Source organism: Nocardioides sp. JCM 18999 (assembly GCF_055391175.1).
Map to the genome: position 1 here is coordinate 2,466,824 of NZ_AP043887.1, position 17,212 is coordinate 2,484,035.

The 17,212-nt window shown below is 69.6% G+C and carries 17 protein-coding genes; 7 read left to right on the plus strand and 10 right to left on the minus strand.

What is annotated here, in order from left to right; translation table 11 throughout:
* Nucleotides 1-8 precede the first annotated feature (8 nt).
* Nucleotides 9-740 carry a hypothetical protein gene (locus tag ACZ5J1_RS12075; RefSeq protein ID WP_464559083.1) on the plus strand — a complete coding sequence of 244 codons (732 nt, stop codon included), beginning with the start codon at nt 9-11 and terminating at the stop codon, nt 738-740.
* A gap of 58 nt (nt 741-798) precedes the next feature.
* Entirely contained in the window at nt 799-1,803 is a 1,005-nt protein-coding gene (locus ACZ5J1_RS12080; RefSeq protein WP_464559085.1) for a sulfotransferase family protein, read from the plus strand.
* On the opposite strand, the gene ACZ5J1_RS12085 is transcribed toward ACZ5J1_RS12080, so the two are convergent.
* From ACZ5J1_RS12085 to ACZ5J1_RS12110, 6 genes are read right to left on the minus strand one after another with little or no spacing between them, the layout of a single operon-like run.
* Nucleotides 1,787-2,671, minus strand: a complete 885-nt coding sequence (locus tag ACZ5J1_RS12085; protein WP_464559087.1) for a hypothetical protein — start codon at nt 2,669-2,671, stop codon at nt 1,787-1,789. The genes ACZ5J1_RS12080 and ACZ5J1_RS12085 overlap by 17 nt on opposite strands.
* 52 nt (nt 2,672-2,723) lie before the next feature.
* Complete coding sequence (locus tag ACZ5J1_RS12090) at nt 2,724-3,233, minus strand: hypothetical protein (protein ID WP_464559089.1); 510 nt, start codon at nt 3,231-3,233, stop codon at nt 2,724-2,726.
* Nucleotides 3,234-3,264: 31 nt separating this feature from the next.
* The gene (metG, locus tag ACZ5J1_RS12095) at nt 3,265-5,079 is read right to left on the minus strand and encodes a methionine--tRNA ligase (protein ID WP_464559091.1); all 1,815 of its coding nucleotides are present in this window, start codon (nt 5,077-5,079) and stop codon (nt 3,265-3,267) included.
* A gap of 9 nt (nt 5,080-5,088) precedes the next feature.
* Entirely contained in the window at nt 5,089-5,688 is a 600-nt protein-coding gene (locus tag ACZ5J1_RS12100; protein ID WP_464559093.1) for a maleylpyruvate isomerase family mycothiol-dependent enzyme, read from the minus strand.
* Nucleotides 5,688-6,287: a mycothiol-dependent nitroreductase Rv2466c family protein gene (locus ACZ5J1_RS12105; protein WP_464559095.1), complete on the minus strand. Its 600-nt coding sequence runs from the start codon at nt 6,285-6,287 to the stop codon at nt 5,688-5,690. Before ACZ5J1_RS12105 ends, ACZ5J1_RS12100 begins: the two co-directional genes overlap by 1 nt.
* Nucleotides 6,288-6,311: 24 nt before the next feature.
* Nucleotides 6,312-7,991 carry a CHAP domain-containing protein gene (locus tag ACZ5J1_RS12110; RefSeq protein ID WP_464559097.1) on the minus strand — a complete coding sequence of 560 codons (1,680 nt, stop codon included), beginning with the start codon at nt 7,989-7,991 and terminating at the stop codon, nt 6,312-6,314.
* Between the two features lie 153 nt (nt 7,992-8,144).
* Between ACZ5J1_RS12110 and pepN the strand changes: the two genes are divergently transcribed.
* Nucleotides 8,145-10,691 (plus strand): aminopeptidase N, encoded by a 2,547-nt coding sequence (gene pepN / locus ACZ5J1_RS12115; protein ID WP_464559099.1) that lies wholly within the window; start codon nt 8,145-8,147, stop codon nt 10,689-10,691.
* Between the two features lie 89 nt (nt 10,692-10,780).
* On the opposite strand, the gene ACZ5J1_RS12120 is transcribed toward pepN, so the two are convergent.
* Entirely contained in the window at nt 10,781-11,071 is a 291-nt protein-coding gene (locus ACZ5J1_RS12120; protein WP_464559101.1) for a hypothetical protein, read from the minus strand.
* A 21-nt stretch (nt 11,072-11,092) separates the two neighbouring features.
* Here ACZ5J1_RS12120 and ACZ5J1_RS12125 point away from each other — a divergent pair, with 21 nt between their 5' ends.
* Nucleotides 11,093-11,710 carry a mechanosensitive ion channel family protein gene (locus tag ACZ5J1_RS12125; RefSeq protein WP_464559103.1) on the plus strand — a complete coding sequence of 206 codons (618 nt, stop codon included), beginning with the start codon at nt 11,093-11,095 and terminating at the stop codon, nt 11,708-11,710.
* A 6-nt stretch (nt 11,711-11,716) separates the two neighbouring features.
* On the opposite strand, the gene ACZ5J1_RS12130 is transcribed toward ACZ5J1_RS12125, so the two are convergent.
* Complete coding sequence (locus tag ACZ5J1_RS12130) at nt 11,717-12,142, minus strand: OsmC family peroxiredoxin (RefSeq protein WP_464559105.1); 426 nt, start codon at nt 12,140-12,142, stop codon at nt 11,717-11,719.
* Nucleotides 12,143-12,210: 68 nt separating this feature from the next.
* On the opposite strand from ACZ5J1_RS12130, the gene ACZ5J1_RS12135 reads away from it, so the two are divergent.
* Together ACZ5J1_RS12135 and ACZ5J1_RS12140 are read left to right on the plus strand one after the other, a co-directional pair.
* On the plus strand, nt 12,211-12,594 hold the full coding sequence (locus tag ACZ5J1_RS12135) for a globin (RefSeq protein ID WP_464559107.1): 384 nt from the start codon (nt 12,211-12,213) through the stop codon (nt 12,592-12,594).
* A 15-nt stretch (nt 12,595-12,609) separates the two neighbouring features.
* Entirely contained in the window at nt 12,610-13,221 is a 612-nt protein-coding gene (locus tag ACZ5J1_RS12140; protein ID WP_464559109.1) for a PilZ domain-containing protein, read from the plus strand.
* A gap of 7 nt (nt 13,222-13,228) precedes the next feature.
* Here ACZ5J1_RS12140 and ACZ5J1_RS12145 read toward each other — a convergent pair whose 3' ends face one another.
* The gene (locus ACZ5J1_RS12145; RefSeq protein WP_464559111.1) at nt 13,229-14,107 is read right to left on the minus strand and encodes an acyl-CoA thioesterase; all 879 of its coding nucleotides are present in this window, start codon (nt 14,105-14,107) and stop codon (nt 13,229-13,231) included.
* A 125-nt stretch (nt 14,108-14,232) separates the two neighbouring features.
* Between ACZ5J1_RS12145 and ACZ5J1_RS12150 the strand changes: the two genes are divergently transcribed.
* Nucleotides 14,233-15,447 (plus strand): acetyl-CoA C-acetyltransferase, encoded by a 1,215-nt coding sequence (locus ACZ5J1_RS12150; RefSeq protein ID WP_464559113.1) that lies wholly within the window; start codon nt 14,233-14,235, stop codon nt 15,445-15,447.
* A 77-nt stretch (nt 15,448-15,524) separates the two neighbouring features.
* Here ACZ5J1_RS12150 and ettA read toward each other — a convergent pair whose 3' ends face one another.
* Nucleotides 15,525-17,207 (minus strand): energy-dependent translational throttle protein EttA, encoded by a 1,683-nt coding sequence (ettA, locus tag ACZ5J1_RS12155; protein WP_464559115.1) that lies wholly within the window; start codon nt 17,205-17,207, stop codon nt 15,525-15,527.
* Nucleotides 17,208-17,212 lie beyond the last annotated feature (5 nt).

The following is a 17,212-nucleotide window of genomic DNA, read 5'->3' on the forward strand; positions in this document are numbered from 1 at the left end:
AGGTTTCGTTGAACGGCACACCCCTACGCTTCGTCCTCGACCCCGTCGGCGCCGAGCTCGACGCTGCCTTGGAGTGCGAGGCGGAGGTCTTCCTCAGCACCTACGGGAACACCCCGGAGGAGTGGGATCGCGAGTACAGCGCCTACGCCGACTCGACCGGGTTCATGACGATCCTGGACGAGTCCGGCACCGCGGTGGCGACGACCCGGTTCATCGCCCCTGGCCCTGCCGGGCTCAAGACCCTCAACGACGTCGGTCGTGAGCCGTGGGGCGTCGACGGGCTCCGGTCGGCGCGTGCCGCCGGCCTCGACCCGGAGCGCACCTGGGACATCGCCACCATCTCGGTCCGCCGGGTGCCGAACCGCAACGTGCTCTGCGCGGCCGCGCTCTACCACGGCATCGTCACCGCCGCGCAGGCCAACGGCATGGACTCCATCGTGATGATCCTCGACGGCGGCGCCCGACGTCTGATGACCGCCGCGGGCATCCAGCCGACCGTGCTCCCGGGCACCCGGACGGCGGAGTACCTCGGCTCCGCCCAGAGCACCCCGTTGGGATCCCGGATCGACGCGCTGGCCGAGCACCAGCGCCTGACCGACCCCGACGCCTACCGCCTGATCTACCTCGGCATCGGTCTGGACGGGATCACGCTGCCGACCGACTGGACCTGGCACCGACGGTCCGTCCTGCGCCAGCCCCAGATCCCGGCACCCCGGACGACCGACTTCGTGCCGGCCTGACCTGTGATTCGGGACAACATTCTTTACTGACTCACTCTCCTTTCCTTAGTCTGGAGAGATGCAGGGTCCTTCGCCCGACTTCATGATCATCGGCGCCCCGAAAGCCGGAACGACGGCGCTGCACGCCGCCCTGGCCCGCCACCCCGAGGTCGCGATGAGCGATCCGAAGGAACCGAAGTACTGGCTCTGCGACGACGCTCCCCCGCCGGCGTACCACGGGCCGGGCGACGCCCACTCGCAGCAGGAGTGGATCTGGCGCCGCGCCGACTACCAGGCACTGTTCACCACCGTCGAGGGTCACGGGAAGCACGACCGCCGACTGCGTGGCGAGTCGACCCCGTTCTACCTCTGGAGCCGTGGCGCCCGGCAGCGGATCACCGAGGAGCTCCCCGAGGTGCGGTTGATCGCCGTCGTCCGGGACCCGATCGACCGGGCGTACTCGAACTGGATGCACCTGTGGTGCGACGGACTCGAGCCGGCGAGCGACTTCCTGACCGCCTTCGAGCGCAGCGACGAGCGAGCCGACCGTGGCTGGGCGCCGTTCTGGCGCTACCGGGAGCTGGGCCTGTACGGCGAGCAGCTCGCCGACCTGCACCGGCGACACGATCCGGAGAAGGTCCTGGTGCTGCGCTACCGCGACCTGGTCGATTCTCCGGCGACGACCCTGGACCGAGCCGCACGGTTCCTCGGCATCGGAGCCGACCACGTCGAGCAGATCCCGGCCGACAACACCCGCAGCTACGTCGAGCCGGGCTGGCGCCCGCAGGTCTTCGGACCGGTCATCCGCACCGGCGCCTGGCTGGGCCAGTTCGCCCGTCCTGACCTCTGGCGGGCAGCCGAACCGCACCTGCGACCCCTGCTGCGTCGGGGCGGCGAAGCCCATCGACCGCGACTCAGCGCGGAGGACCGGGCCGCACTGGTCCCGCGCTTCGCCGAGGACATCGCGCTGTTGAGCTCGGTCACCGGCGACGACTACTCGGCCTGGACCGGCACCGAGAGCCGCGGCTCGTTCCGCGAGCGCGCCGCCGACGCGGGTTCCGACCGGGTCAGCGAATCAGCGTGACGAGGTCGTGCGCGCCGTCGGCGCGGGCGGCCTCGACGTAGTAGCGGATCCGGCCGTCCGGCAGCGCGACGGCGCTGGCGTAGCGGAAGGCGCCGTCGGAGTACGGGCTGGCGATCGGGGCCGCGCCGTCCGGGACGAGCCGTGCGCCGTCCCAGACCGCGACCCCCGTGGTCTCGAACCAGTTCGAGGCCGCATCGGGGCGGCCGTCGTACAGCACGGTGAGGGGCTCGTGACCGAGCACCGTGGTGACGCGGGCACCTCGCTCGTCCCAGGCCCCCGGGCGCCCGGCGAGCACCTCGCCGCGATCCTCCCAGCGGATCCCGTCGGTGCTGGTGAGGTGGCGCGACGTCATCCGGTCCTCGTGGCCGGACTCGGTCAGCGGGTGACAGCAGAGCCACATCTCCCACCCGCGGTCGGTCACGGTGATCACCGGATCCTTGACCGCGACCCGGTCGTCACCGGCGAGGACGACACGGCGTTCGCCGGACGGCAGCTCCTCGGGCGTGGCCGCCGTCAGGCTGTCGACCCACCAGTGCTTGGAGCCCCAGGTCGCGCAGGAGAGGTAGAGCCGCCAGCCGCCCTCGGGCAGCGGGATCAGCACCGGGCGCTCCAACGACTCGCAGCCGAAGAGCTCGCGGCTGACCTCTGCCACCACCTCGAAGTGCACCCCGTCTGCGGAGCGGGCGACGTCGACGGTGACGCCGCGCCCCTCGCTCAGCGGCCGCCGGTTGCGCCAGGTGAGCCAGAAGACGCCCTCGTGCAGCACCGCCGAGGCAGCGCCGGCCCAGTTCCCCGGACCGTCGCCGGGAGCGGGTACGACGACCTCGGCGCCCTCCATCGACGGGAGCGTGAGCGTGGTGACCGACATGGCCCCAGCATAGTCGAGTCCGCGACTCGACTATGGGATCCCGATCCGACGGTCAGTGGCCGGAGAGCCAGTTCTTGAGCGCGACCACCACGGCGCCGACGAGCAGGACCAGTCCGGCGTAGGCGATCGCCCGGGTCCGACTGCCGCCGGCGGACCTCACCGCGCTGTAGCCGGCGGCGGCCACGAGCCCGGCGAGCACGACGGCGACACCCTCGCCCTCGTGCTCCTCCGACAGCAGCAGCGCGGGGACGGTCGCGAGCACGGCCACGCCGAGGGCGCCGACGAGCTGGGCTCCGGCCAGCTCCACATCGGCCCGACGGACGACGCCACCGAGGGCCATCCGCGTCGCGACGCGATAGGCGAACCAGTGCGCGAGGGCGAGCCCGAGCGTGATCCCCCAGATGCTCCGGAGCAGGTTGCTCTCGTCGTGGGAGGCCCCGAGCGTGGCGAGATACCCCAGCAGGCAGACGGCGACGTAGAGCGCCATCGTGGTTCCTTCGCGGCGGAGCTCCACCAGGTGGTGCTCGGGAGCGCGGTGCAGGGCGTCACTCGAGGCGGCCATGCCCCGATCCTCACACGTGGAACGGCACGGCTCACTGACCCAGTCGGGCCAGCTCCTCCTCGACGATCGAGGGATCGAGCTTCACGAAGACGGGCGACGGCTTCCCGACGGGGACGCCCGCGATCACCGGGGTGCTCCCCCACGACGGCACGGCGGAGTAGTCGCCGGTGATGATGGGGTAGGTCCGGTCGGTGTCGTCGAGGTCATGCACCTCGTCGATCCGGGGCAGCGGCGCGACGTCGCCGGTGCCACCGAAGGTCCGGTCGATCTCGTTGGCGCTGAACGGCAGGAACGGGCTGAGCAGCAGGTTGAGGTCGCGGACCGCCTGCGCCATCACGTGCAGGATGGTGGCGAGGCGCTCGCGGTCGGCGCTGCCCGGTGTCGCCGTCTTGGCGAGCTTCCACGGCTCGGTGTCACTGACGTACTTGTTGGCCTCACCGACCAGACGCATCGCCTCGCCGATGGCCGCCTTCTGCCGGTGGGTGCCGATCAGCTCTCCGACGGTGTCGAACCCGCCGGCCAGCGTCGCGAGCAGCGCCGTCTCGGCCTCGCCGAGCTCACCGGCAGCGGGGATCTCGCCGAAGTTCTTGTGGATCAGGGTCGCGGTCCGGTTGACCAGGTTGCCCCAGCCGGCGACGAGCTCGTCGTTGGTCCGGCGGACGAACTCGGCCCAGGAGAAGTCGCTGTCCTGGCTCTCCGGGCCGGCGACCGCGACGAAGTAGCGGAACGCGTCCGGCTGGTAGCGCTCGAGCAGGTCGCGCACGTAGATCACGATCTTGCGCGAGCTGGAGAACTTCTTCCCCTCCATGGTCAGGAACTCGCTCGAGACGACCTCGGTCGGCAGGTTGAGCACACCGAGCTCGCCGGCCTGCCCGCCGCGGGCACCCTGGCCGTTGTAGGCCAGCAGCTCCGCGGGCCAGATCTGGCTGTGGAAGGTGATGTTGTCCTTGCCCATGAAGTAGTAGGACAGGGCGTCAGGCTGGTTCCACCAATCGCGCCAGGCGTCGGGGTTCCCCGACCGGCGAGCCCACTCGACCGAGGCCGACAGGTAGCCGATCACCGCGTCGAACCAGACGTAGAGCTTCTTCGTCGGGTTCTCCCGCCAGCCGTCGAGCGGGACGGCGATGCCCCAGTCGATGTCGCGGGTCATCGCCCGCGGACGGATCTCCTTGAGGATGTTCTGGCTGAACTTGATCACGTTCGGACGCCACAGACCGGTCGCCTCGCGCTCGTCGAGCCACCGGGTGAGCTCCTCGGCGAGGGCCGGGAGGTCGAGGAAGAAGTGCTGGGTCTCGATGAACTCGGGCGTCTCGCCGTTGATCTTCGAGCGCGGGTCGATCAGGTCGGCCGGGTCGAGCTGGTTGCCGCAGTTGTCGCACTGGTCGCCGCGGGCGCCGTCGTACTTGCAGATCGGGCAGGTGCCCTCGATGTACCGGTCAGGCAGGGTGCGGCCGGTCGAGGGCGAGATCGCGCCCTTGGTGGTCTCCTCGACGAAGTACCCGTTGTTGAAGACGCCGGTGAACATCTCCTGCACGACCGCGTGGTGGTTGACCGTGGTGGTGCGGGTGTAGAGGTCGTAGGTCAGCCCCAGGCCGACCAGGTCGTTGACGATCAACCGGTGGTTCTCGTCCACGAGCTGCTGCGGGGTCAGGCCGGCCTCGTCAGCGGCGATCAGGATGGGGGTGCCGTGCTCGTCCGAGCCCGAGACCATGAGCACGTCGTGGCCCGCCATCCGCATGTATCGGCTGAAGACGTCGGACGGGACACCGAAGCCCGCGACGTGGCCGATGTGACGGGGGCCGTTGGCGTAGGGCCAGGCGACGGCTGACAGAACCTTGGTGCTCACACCGAGAGTTTAGGGAGCGGTGAACGGAACGTCCCTACCGGCGTACGCCGCCAGGTGCTCGTAGGCGTTGGACCCGGCCGGTGCGGCCTTCGCGTTCTGCCACGCCCGGCCCTTGCGGGCGGGCCCCAGGGTGCGGTCGAGGGTGATCAGCGCGCGCTGGGCGACGGCCTCGTCGAGAGCGTCGGTCGTGCGCCCGAGGGCGACGGCCAGATCCCAGCTGTGGATGGCGATCTCAGCGCTCTGCCAGTCGGGGTCGCCGACCATCAGCGCCTCGGCGGCGGAGACCTCGCGCCACAGGTTGATCAGGGTGTTGCCCCGGGTGCGCAGCTCCTCACCGAGGTGGCGGGTGTAGTCCTCGCGCCCGTTCCAGCCGGGCGGCGCACCCTGCAGCATCGTGACGTAGATCCGGGGCTGGGCGATCAGGTGGTTCGCCAGCTGGCGCACCGTCCAGTCCGTGCACGGCGTGGGGCGCTCGAGGTCGTCCTCGGTGACCGAGTCCAGCAGGGTCGCGGCCTGCTCGAGGGACCGGATCAGGGAGAGGATCCCCATCTGGCCGTCGGCGTTGACCACCAGCTCGGGCACCTCGGCGCCGTCGGGCGTCTCGCTCATCAGCTGAAGTCGAGCTCGTGGTTGCGGGCGCGCTTGAGCTCGTAGACGTAGGGGTACTTCGCGACCAGCACGAAGCCGTCCCAGAGCTCGCCGGCCTCCTCACCCTTCGGGGCCTTGGAGATCACCGGGCCGAAGAAGGCGGTCCCGTTGAACGCGATCGTGGGCGTGCCGACCTCGTGGCCGACCTGGTCCATGCCGAGGTGGTGGGAGGTCTTGATCCACTCGTCGAGCGAGGTGTCGTCCATCGCGTCGACCAGCTCAGGCTCGAGCCCTGCAGTGGTCAACGCCTCGGCGATCACCTCGCGGCTGAAGCTCTGGCCCTCGAGGTGGCGGGCCGTGCCGAGCGCGGTGTAGAGCGGCAGCAGGGCCGCCTTGCCGTGCTTCTGCTCGACCGCGGCCAGGACGCGGACCGGCCCCCAGGCGTCGGCCAGGAAGTCGCGGTACTCCTGCGGGATGTCCTTGTCCTCGTTGAGGTAGGCCAGGCTCATGATGTGCCAGGTGACCTGGATGTCGCGGACCTTCTCGACCTCGAGGATCCACCGGGAGGTGATCCACGCGAACGGGCAGGCCGGGTCGAACCAGAAGTCAGCGTTGGTCATGCGGCCAGGGTACGGGCCGGTTCCTCACTTGCCCTTGCCGGCGGCGCGCTTGGCCGGGATCACGACCGCGCCGCTCGCCTTGGTCTTGAGGAACCGGGCGTTTCCGCCGTAGTAGACCTTGATCGGGCGGTTGCCGACGCCCGGGCGGGTGAAGTGCAGGCGCACGGTGCCGTCCTTGCGCATCACGCCGTGCAGCAGCTGGCGCCCGACCTTGACGTCGACCCGACCGGTCGGCCTCTGTCCCGCCGGCGGGGTGAGGAGCACCTTGACCCAGACCGTGCGGTCCTTGCGGACGTCGGTGCGGATGGCCGCCTTGAGCGGGGTGCGGATCCCCGCGACCGGGGTGAGGTCGATCTTGCGGCTGAGGTAGCCGTGCGCGTCGAGGGCGACCCGCAGGCCGATCCGGTGCCCGACGTCGGCGGGCTTGAGCACGTACGTCGCCGCGCGGGCGCCGTCGATCGGCTGACCGTCACGCATCCAGCTGTACTTGCGCACCACGTCGACCGGATCGGTGGTCTTCACCTGGGCGCTGAGCGTCTGCCCGACCAGGCGGGTCCCCTGGATCGAGGCGGCGGCGACGCGGATGTTCGGGGCGACGATCGGGGCGGTCGGGGCCGACGTACGGACGAGGGGCGTGTAACCGGCCTTGACGGCGGTCACCTTGACCGCGATCCGGGCGTCGGCCTGCTCCTTGTTCGGGACGAACGTGTTGCCGGTGGCACCGGCGATCGGCACGCTGTCGGCGAGCCACTGCACGGTGACCTGGTCGGCACCTGGCGCGTAAACCCCCGGGTCGGCGGTCAGGGTCTCGTCGACCTGCGGGGTTCCGCTGATCACGGGGTCCTCGGTGACCGTCTGCGTGCCCGGCGCCACGGCGGCCGAGGCTCCCGAGGCGCGGGCGCCGGCGACGTAGCCGGCGCGGGCCGCCACGACGCGGACCTGCAGAGCGTTGGCGAGCTGGGCCGAGGTCGGTGTGAAGGTCGCGCCCGTGGCACCGGGGACCGCGACGCCACCGGCGTACCACTGGTAGGCGTATGAGGTCGGGGCCGGCGACCAGGTGCCGACGTTGGCCTTGACCGGCACACCGACCTTGGGCGCCCCGGCGACGCTGGGCGCCGTGGTGGCGGTGAGGACGGAGTCCTTGAGGTGGATGAACCCGGTCGGGAAGCGGCTGCCACCCTTGGCGAGCTGGCGCCAGGTGAACTCGCTGCCGTAGTTCGACTCCGAGATCACGACGTCACCGTTGGCGAGCACCTGCTCGACCCGGGCGACGTGGCCGGCCGAACCGACCCCGTTGGTGTTCGCCTTCCACCACGCGACCGCACCGACCATCGGCGTCGAGTTCGTCAGCGTTCCGAAGGAGCCGCCCCAGTAGGTGGCGTTGCCCTTGCCGGACTTGAGCTGGGCCGGCCGGGCCGACGGCATCCCGGCGCGGATCATCCGGTAGGCGACGTAGTTGGTGCAGTTCACGCCGGAGTACATGTTCCAGTACATCTGCGACTTGGCGCTCTTGTACCCGTCGTGGGCCATCCCCTTGGCCGCGCAGGAGTCGAAACCGGAGCAGAGCGTGATCGACGGCGCGGTGTCGGCTGCGGCCCGGGAGAAGCCACCGGTTCCGCCCCAGAGCACAGGGACGAGCGCCAGGACGAGGCCCACAAGGAGCGCTCGTCGTGACCTCTGGGACACCTGTGACTGGAGTGGCACGAGTGGAACCCTAGGGGGAATTCGTCAAGAGCAACACGCCGGGGGGTGAACTACATTTTTGTAATTCTCAATTCAGGTCTGAAGTCCCGCCTGTGGCCGATCCGTGACCTCCACCGGCGCTGCTGACGGCCACAGGATGTCAGACTTGTCGGCATGCCTGGAACCAACCTGACCCGTGCCGAGGCAGCTGAGCGCGCAGCGCTCCTGGACGTCACGGGCTACACCGTCGAACTCGACCTCACCACGGGCGAGGAGACGTTCGCCTCCACCACCACGCTGACGTTCACCGCCACCACCCCCGGCGCCTCGACGTTCGCCGACCTCGTCGGAGCCACCGTGCACACGGTCACGCTCAACGGGGTCTCCCTCGACCCGGCCACGGTCTACAGCGACTCCCGCCTGCAGCTCGACGGCCTCGCCGCGGAGAACACGCTGGTCGTGACCGCGGACTGCACCTACAGCCACACCGGCGAGGGCCTGCACCGCTTCGTCGACCCCGTCGACGACAAGGTCTACACCTACACCCAGTTCGAGGTCCCCGACGCCCGTCGGGTGTTCACCACCTTCGAGCAGCCCGACCTGAAGTCGACGTACACCTTCATCGTGACCGCGCCGGAGCACTGGACCGTTGTGTCCAACTCCCCCACGCCCGAGCCGTCGCCGGCCGGCGACGGGAAGGCCGTGTGGGCCTTCGAGCCGACCAAGCGGATGTCGACCTACATCACCGCGCTCATCGCCGGCGAGTACGTCGGCGTGCACGACACCTACGAGGGCAAGTACGGCTCCATCGAGCTCGGCCACTACTGCCGCGAGTCCCTCCTGCCCTACCTCGACCGCGACGAGGTCGTGAAGATCACCAAGCAGGGCTTCGAGTTCTTCGAGGAGAAGTTCGACTACCCGTACCCCTTCGGCAAGTACGACCAGCTCTACGTGCCGGAGTACAACATGGGCGCGATGGAGAACGCCGGCGCCGTCACGCTGCGTGACGAGTACCTGCCGCGTTCGCGCCAGGCCCGCTCGTTCTACGAGTTCCGCACCTCGGTGATCCTGCACGAGATGGCGCACATGTGGTTCGGCGACCTGGTCACGATGAAGTGGTGGGACGACCTCTGGCTCAACGAGTCCTTCGCCGAGTGGGCCTGCTACTGGGCCGAGGCCGAGGCCACCGAGTTCACCGACGCCTGGACCGGCTTCGCCAACGCCCGCAAGGTCACCGGCTACACCCAGGACCAGCTGCCGACCACGCACCCGATCGCGGCCGACAACTACGACCTCGCCGCCGTCGAGGTGAACTTCGACATGATCACCTACGCCAAGGGCGCCTCCGTGCTCAAGCAGCTGGTCGCCTGGGTCGGGCTCGACCCGTTCCTGGCCGGCCTGCAGGCCTACTTCAAGGAGTTCGAGTTCGGGAACCCCGAGTTCAAGGACCTCCTCGCCGCGCTGGAGAAGTCCAGCGGCCGCGAGCTGACCTCCTGGGCCGCCGAGTGGCTGCAGACCTCCGGGGTGAACACCTTCGCCCCCGAGTTCACTCTCGCCGAGGACGGCACCTACGCCTCGTTGGCGATCCGGCAGACCGCGAACGCCGAGTACCCGACCCTGCGTCGCCACCGGGTCGGCGTCGGCTTCTACACCACCAACGAGGCCGGCGCCCTGGTCCGCACGCAGTACCTCGAGGTCGACGTCGAGGGCGAGCTGACCGAGCTGCCCGAGGCGGTCGGCCTGGCCCAGCCCGACCTGCTGCTGCTCAACGACAACGACCTGGCCTACGCCAAGATCCGGCTCGACGAGCGCTCCCTGGCCACCGCCCTGTCCGGGCTGGCCACGATCGAGGACTCCCTGGCCCGGGCCCTGGTCTGGGGTGCGGCCTGGGACATGACCCGCGACGCCGAGCTGAGCGCGACCGACTACGTCGAGCTCGTCCTGGCCAACCTGGCCACCGAGACCGACTCGTGGGCGATCACCCGGATCCCCGCCAACGCCGCCCTCGCCGCGACGCTCTACACCGCGCCGGAGAACCGGTCGGCCGTGACCGCTCGGTGGGAGTCGGGGCTGCGTGAGCTCCTCGGCGCGGCCGAGCCGGGCAGCGACCACCAGCTCACCTTCGCCCGCGCGTACGCCGCCGCGACCCGCTCCACGGACGCGATCGCGGACCTGGGCGGGCTGCTCGACGGCAGCCTGACCTTCGAGGGCCTTGAGGTCGACCAGGACCTGCGCTGGACGCTGCTGACCGGCCTGGCCGCAGCAGGGGCCGTGGCCGACGAGGCGATCGAGGCCGAGCTGGTCGCCGACGGCACCATCGCGGGCCAGGAGAAGGCCGCTGCCGCACGAGCCGCGCGCCCGACGGCCGAGGCCAAGGAGGCCGCCTGGCAGCTGATCATGGTCGAGACGTCGACGCCGAACGAGACCATGCGCTCGGCCGCGACCGCCTTCCACCAGGCCGGCCAGGAGGAGCTGCTCGCCGGGTACGTCGAGCGCTACCTCGAGGCCGCCGACACCGTCTGGGAGCACCTCGGCTCGCACAAGGCCGCGGTCGCGATGCAGGCCACCTTCCCGCGCCTGGCGGCGTCGGAGGACCTGCTGGCCCGGTGCGACGCCTGGCTGGCCGAGTCCTCGGCCGAGCCGGGCGCCAAGCGGTACGTCCGCGAGGGCCGCGACTCCGCCGCGCGCGCACTGGCCGCCCAGGCCCGCGACGCCGGCTGAGTCCGCTCGCACGAGAAAGCGCCCACCCGGTTCAGCCGGGTGGGCGCTTTCGTTGCTTCAGAAGATCAGTGCCGCATCGATCCGGAGGATCAGTGCGCGTCGTGCGTCTCGCTCGACATGCCCGGGGCCGGCTCCGGCTGGCCGCCCGTGAGGCCCTTGCCCTTGAGCAGGCCGGGGCCCGCCACGACCAGGGTGATGAGGATCGCCAGGCCGACCGGGACGATGAGGAGGACGAGGAGCCACGCCCACGTCGAGACGTCCTTCGGGTCGCTCCAGCCCTGCGGCACGTCGGCCATCGCAGGAGCAGCCATCAGGAGAGTGAGCCCAGCAGCGGTCACCGCAGCGGTGGCGGCCCGGCGGGCGAAGCGGGAGGTCATCACGTCGCTGAGCATACTGCTCCCATGACGTGGAGCCCCCAGTGGATGGACGACCTGACCGGCGGAGCGACCGACGGATGGCTCGGCACGCTCAGCATGGTGGCGTTCCTGGTCGCCCTGGCGGCCGTTCTCAACGCCGTCGCCCGGCTGCTGATCGACCGGGTGGTGCGGCGGGCCGAGACCGGCGTCCTGCCCGAGAGGCTGCAGTCCCCCGCGGCAGCCAGCCGCCGGCTGCAGCGAGCCCGCACCGCCGGGAGCCTGGTGAAGAGCTCGGTCACCGGCCTGATCGGCCTGGTCTTCGGCACCATCATCCTGGCCCAGGTCGGGGTGAACATCGCCCCGATCATCGCCAGCGCCGGCGTGGCCGGGATCGCGCTCGGGTTCGGCGCGCAGTCCCTGGTGAAGGACTACCTGTCGGGCATCTTCATGATCTTCGAGGACCAGTACGGCGTCGGCGACCGCGTCCAGATCGGCGCCGCCTCGGCCGACATCGCCCGCGGCACCGTCGAGTCGGTGTCGCTGCGGATCACCACCCTGCGCGACGACAACGGTCTGATCTGGCACGTCCGCAACGGCGAGATCCTGCGGGTGGGTAACGAGAGCCAGGGGGCACGAGACCCCCTGGCTCCCTCGGATTCCTAGTAGGCCTCAGGCGAGGGCGGCGTCCAGCGTGATCGGCACCGCGGCCAGGGCCACCGACACCGGGCAACCCTCCTTGGCCGCCGTGGCCAGCTCGACGAACTTCTCGTTGATCAGCCCGTCGACCTCACCGCGGACGGTGAGGGCGATCCCGGTGATGCCGGTGCCGGGGGTGAACTCGACCTCCGCGCTGACGGTCAGCTTGGTGGGCGGCGTGCCGTTCTGCACCAGACCGTTGGAGAACGCCATCGAGAAGCACGAGGAGTGCGCGGCGGCGATCAGCTCCTCCGGACTGGTCTTGCCGTTGGCAGCCTCGGCCCGCGAGGGCCAGGAGACGTCGTAGGTACCGATTCCCGAGGAGTTGAAGGTGACCTGACCGGCACCCTCGAACAGGGTGCCCTCCCAGACAGTGGTCGCGCTGCGTGTAGTGGCCATGCGTCGATCCTGCCATAGGGACCGAAGCCCTACAGCGCCCCTTGAACGTGATCCGGCACAATAGGACCGTGGATGGGGATCGGACGTTCTTCGACGCCATCGGCGGTATGCCCACGATCGAGAAGATCGTCGCGAGCTTCTACGCCGAGGTGGCGCTCGACGCCGTCCTCGCACCGATGTATCCGGCCGATGACATGGCCGGCGCTGAGGAGCGGCTGACCTTCTTCCTCGCCCAGTACTGGGGTGGACCGACGACGTACTCCGAGCAGCGCGGCCATCCGCGGCTGCGGATGCGTCACGCTCCCTACGTCGTCGACAGCGCGGCCCGCGACCGGTGGCTGCACTGCTTCCGGGTCGGGCTCGATGCGGTCGACCTCACCCCCGAGCAGGATGCCGAGTTCTGGGCCTACGTGACTCATGCCGCGAACTTCATGATCAATTCGCCCGGCTAGCCGATGGAGAACCCGATGTTGCCTCCACCGTCCAAGACCGCCGCCCTCCACACCCCGGAGGGCGGCCAGTACAGCGTCGTCGTCCTGCGCCACGAGGAGGGCCTCGCCGTCGTCGGCCGTCCGGGCGGCTTCTCCGCCGTCTCGGGGCTCGACGTCGGCATCCAGGCCGACCTCACCTGGTCGGGCCCGTCGGGCCAGCAGATGATCGCCACCAAGATCGTCGCCGCCGACCCCGGCGCCGAGATGCAGACCTGGACACTGGAGGCGGTCGGTCCGTCGGTCGAGCTCGACCGGCGTGCCCACCCCCGGATCGACCTGAACGTGCCGATGACGATCGGGCTGGTCGGCCAGTGGCAACCCGTGGCGCAGTGCCTGCTCGTCGACCTCAGCGAGGTCGGCCTGCGGGCTCGGCTCGAGCGCGCCGACGGCGAACGGCTGAGCCCCGACGTCGAGCTGACGCTCCGCTTCACCGCCGACGGCGTGACCTTCAGCCTGCTCGGCCGCGCCCTGCGGATCAAGGGCGTCGGCGCCGAGGTCGACCTGGTCGACATCGTGGTGATGTTCGACCTCACCCCGGAGAACCGAGGCCTGCTGCGCTCGGTCCTCGCCGCGGCCGAGGAGCTGTGACTCCGGCTCAGCCCGCGGGCTGATCGACCGGCTCGAACGCCGCCCGGAAGGCGTCGTCGAACGGGGCCGCAGCACCGGTGTGCGGGTCCACCGAGACCAGCACGAAGTACCCGCGCGCGACGAGCGTGCCGTCGAGGTCGCGGATCTCGGACTGCAGGGCCATCGACGTCGTCCCGATCCGCTGCACCCAGACCCAGGAGTCGTACGGCTCGGCGCGCAGCACCATCGGTCGCTTGTACTCCAGGTGCTGGGCGGCGACCACGAACGACGGCAGCTCCGCCAGCCCGCCGGCGGCGGCCGAGCGTTCGATCAGACCCGCCATCTGGTTGATCCGCGCCTCCTGGAAGTACTCCAGGTAGATCACGTTGTTGGCGTGGCCGTAGACGTCGAGGTCGGAGAAGCGCACCCGCACGGGGTAGTGGCCGACCTCCTCGTGCCGAGCCTCGGTCCACTCCGGGACCGGAAGCTCGGTCGGCTCGAGGAAGTGGGTGAGCTGCTCCTTCTCCACCGGGTTGATCCGGCGCGGCCGCTCGGTGGCGAACGTGAACTGGGTCAGCAGCGTCGAGGCCGTGAGGTAGGTCGTCCGACCCTCGGGACCGTCGCGGTACACCTCGTAGGCGAGCGTGAACGAGGCCGCGCGGATCTGCGCCACCCAGACGTCGATGTTCACGGGGCGGGCATCGAAGACCAGCGGCTGGTGGTAGGTGAGCTGTTGAGCGACGACCAGGGGCCCCTCGGCGAGGTCGTCCGTCGGCGCCCCGGCACCGTGGACGCGCAACAGGTCGACCCGGGCCTCTTGGAGGTAGTCGGCGAAGCGGACGTTGTTGACGTGCCCCAACGTGTCCATGTCGCCCCAACGAACGGTGCATGAGTAGGTGTGCCGCACGGTGTGATCTTTCCATCACTGTCGATCCGCGCGCGCCGGGCCCCTGTAGTCTGGACAGGCTCTACTGGAACAGGTTCCAGTTTTCACCGTATATCGATGCTTCAACGCCGACGCAGGAGATCCACATGCCCGAAGCCGTGATCGTTTCAGCCGCCCGCACCCCGATCGGGCGCGCCAACAAGGGCTCGCTCGTCGACTTCCGGGCCGACGACCTCTCCGCCTTCATCGTGCAGACCGCACTGGACAAGATCCCGGCGCTCGACCCGAACACGATCGACGACCTGATTCTGGGCGTCGGCCTCCCCGGCGGGGAGATGGGCAACAACATGGGCCGCAACGTCTCGGTCCTGATGGGCTACGACGCCATCCCCGGCACCACGATCACCCGGTACTGCTCCTCGTCGGTGCAGACCTCCCGGATGGCCTTCCACGCGATCAAGGCCGGCGAGGGCGACGTCTACATCTCCGCCGGCGTCGAGACCGTGTCCCGCTTCCAGTTCGGCACCTCCGACCACATCCCGAACACCAAGAACCCGCTCTTCAAGGACGCTCAGGGCCGCACCGCCGCAGCGGCCGAGGGTGGCGTCACCTGGCACGACCCGCGCGAGGACGGCCTGCTCCCCGACGTCTACATCGCGATGGGCCAGACCGCCGAGAACGTGGCGCAGCTCAAGGGCGTCACCCGCGCCGACCAGGACGAGTTCGCCGTCCGGTCGCAGAACCTCGCCGAGCAGCGCATCGCCGAGGGCTTCTGGGCCCGCGAGATCACGCCGGTCACCCGCCCCGACGGCACCGTCGTGACCGCCGACGACGGCCCGCGCGCCGGGACCACCCTCGAGGGCATCTCCGGCATGGCCCCGGTGTTCCGCCCCGACGGCACCATCACGGCCGGCAACTGCTGCGCCCTCAACGACGGCGCCGCCGCCGTGATCGTGATGAGCGACGCCAAGGCCGCCGAGCTCGGTCTCACGCCGCTGGCCCGGATCGTCTCCACGGGCGTCTCCGGCCTCTCCCCCGAGATCATGGGCCTGGGTCCGGTCGAGGCCTCGAAGAAGGCGCTCGCCTCGGCCGGCATGACGATCGACGACATCGACCTGGTCGAGATCAACGAGGCGTTCGCCGCCCAGGTGATCCCCTCGGCCCGCGACCTCGGTGTCGACTACGACAAGCTGAACATCAACGGTGGCGCGATCGCCGTCGGCCACCCGTTCGGCATGACCGGTGCCCGCCTGCAGAACACGATGATCAACAGCCTCGACTGGCACGACAAGTCGACCGGCCTGATCACGATGTGCGTCGGCGGCGGCATGGGGATGGCGATGATCCTCGAGCGCGTCTGAGCCTCGCGCGACCCTTCGTTCAACGCAGAACGCCCCGGCCGATGGCCGGGGCGTTCTGCGTTTTCGCGAGGTCTGGATCAATCCCTCGTGAGCTTGCGGTGTGTCACCCGGTGCGGGCGGGCGGCCTCGATGCCGAGGCGCTCGATCTTGTTCTCCTCGTAGGAGGCGAAGTTGCCCTCGAACCAGAACCAGTGGCCCTCCTCCTCCTCGGTGCCCTCCCAGGCGAGGATGTGGGTGGCGATGCGGTCGAGGAACCACCGGTCGTGGGAGGTGACCACGGCACAGCCCGGGAAGTCCAGCAGGGCGTCCTCGAGGGCGGACAGCGTCTCCACGTCCAGGTCGTTGGTGGGCTCGTCGAGGAGCAGCATGTTGCCGCCCTGCTTGAGCGTCAGCGCGAGGTTGAGCCGGTTGCGCTCTCCACCGGACAGGACGCCGGCCAGCTTCTGCTGGTCGGGACCCTTGAAGCCGAACGAGGCGACGTAGGCGCGACTGTTCATCTCGAAGTTGGCGACCTTGATGAAATCGAGCCCGTCCGAGACGACCTCCCAGACGTTCTTCTTCGGGTCGATGTTGGCCCGGGTCTGGTCGGCGTAGGAGATCTTCACCGTCTGGCCGACGACCAGCTCGCCGGAGTCGGGGACCTCACCGCCGGTGATCATCCGGAACAGGGTGGTCTTGCCGACACCGTTGGGGCCGACCACGCCGACGATTCCGGCGCGGGGCAGGGTGAAGGAGATGTCGTTCCAGAGCAGCTTGTCGCCGAAGCTCTTCGACATGTGCTTGGACTCGAGGACGATGTCACCCAGGCGCGGACCGGCGGGGATGTTGATGTCAGCCGCGTCGATCTTGCGGGCCTTCTCCGCCTCGGCGGCGAGCTCCTCGTAGCGGGCGAGACGCGACTTCGACTTCGTCTGGCGGCCCTTGGCGTTGGAGCGGACCCACTCCAGCTCCTTCTCGAGCATCTTGGCGCGCTTGGCGTCCTTCTGGCCCTCGACCTTGAGACGCTCCTTCTTGGTCTCCAGGTAGGTGGAGTAGTTGCCCTCGTAGCCGTGGATCGAGCCGCGGTCGACCTCGGCGATCCACTCGGCCACGTTGTCGAGGAAGTACCGGTCGTGGGTGACGGCCAGGACAGCGCCCTTGTAGGACTTCAGGTGACCCTCGAGCCACTGCACCGACTCGGCGTCGAGGTGGTTGGTGGGCTCGTCGAGGAGCAGCAGGTCGGGCTCGGCCAGCAGCAGCTTGCACAGCGCGACCCGGCGACGCTCACCACCGGAGAGGTTGTCGACGAGCAGGTCCGCCGGGGGGCAGCGCAGCGCGTCCATCGCCTGCTCGAGCTTCGAGTCGATGTCCCAGGCATTGACGTTGTCGAGGTAGGTCTGGAGCTCACCGGTCTCGGCCATCAGGGCGTCCATGTCGGCGTCGGGGTCGCCCATCTCGGCGTAGGCCTCGTCGAGACGCTTCATCTTGCTCTTGACGTCGTGGACGGCCTCCTCGACGTTCTCCAGGACGGTCTTGCCCTCGGTCAACGGCGGCTCCTGCTGGAGCATGCCGACCGTCGCGTTGGGGTCGCGGACGATGTCACCGTTGTTCGGGTGGTCCAGGCCCGCCATCAGCTTCAGCAGCGAGGACTTCCCCATCCCGTTCGGGCCGACGACGCCGATCTTCGCTCCGTGCAGGAACGAGAGGGTGACGTTGTCCAGGACGACCTTGTCGCCGTGAGCCTTGCGGACGTTGCGCAGGGAGAGGATGTACTCGGCCATGGAGC

What these genes read in the sequence shown, in the direction of transcription:
- ACZ5J1_RS12080 (WP_464559085.1), top strand. Translation starts at nt 799, where the DNA reads ATGCAGGGTCCTTCGCCCGACTTCATGATCATCGGCGCCCCGAAAGCC.
- ACZ5J1_RS12085 (WP_464559087.1), bottom strand. Translation starts at nt 2,671, where the DNA reads ATGTCGGTCACCACGCTCACGCTCCCGTCGATGGAGGGCGCCGAGGTC.
- ACZ5J1_RS12090 (WP_464559089.1), bottom strand. Translation starts at nt 3,233, where the DNA reads ATGGCCGCCTCGAGTGACGCCCTGCACCGCGCTCCCGAGCACCACCTG.
- ACZ5J1_RS12100 (WP_464559093.1), bottom strand. Translation starts at nt 5,688, where the DNA reads ATGAGCGAGACGCCCGACGGCGCCGAGGTGCCCGAGCTGGTGGTCAAC.
- ACZ5J1_RS12105 (WP_464559095.1), bottom strand. Translation starts at nt 6,287, where the DNA reads ATGACCAACGCTGACTTCTGGTTCGACCCGGCCTGCCCGTTCGCGTGG.
- pepN (WP_464559099.1), top strand. Translation starts at nt 8,145, where the DNA reads ATGCCTGGAACCAACCTGACCCGTGCCGAGGCAGCTGAGCGCGCAGCG.
- ACZ5J1_RS12125 (WP_464559103.1), top strand. Translation starts at nt 11,093, where the DNA reads ATGACGTGGAGCCCCCAGTGGATGGACGACCTGACCGGCGGAGCGACC.
- ACZ5J1_RS12130 (WP_464559105.1), bottom strand. Translation starts at nt 12,142, where the DNA reads ATGGCCACTACACGCAGCGCGACCACTGTCTGGGAGGGCACCCTGTTC.
- ACZ5J1_RS12140 (WP_464559109.1), top strand. Translation starts at nt 12,610, where the DNA reads ATGTTGCCTCCACCGTCCAAGACCGCCGCCCTCCACACCCCGGAGGGC.
- ACZ5J1_RS12150 (WP_464559113.1), top strand. Translation starts at nt 14,233, where the DNA reads ATGCCCGAAGCCGTGATCGTTTCAGCCGCCCGCACCCCGATCGGGCGC.
- ettA (WP_464559115.1), bottom strand. Translation starts at nt 17,207, where the DNA reads ATGGCCGAGTACATCCTCTCCCTGCGCAACGTCCGCAAGGCTCACGGC.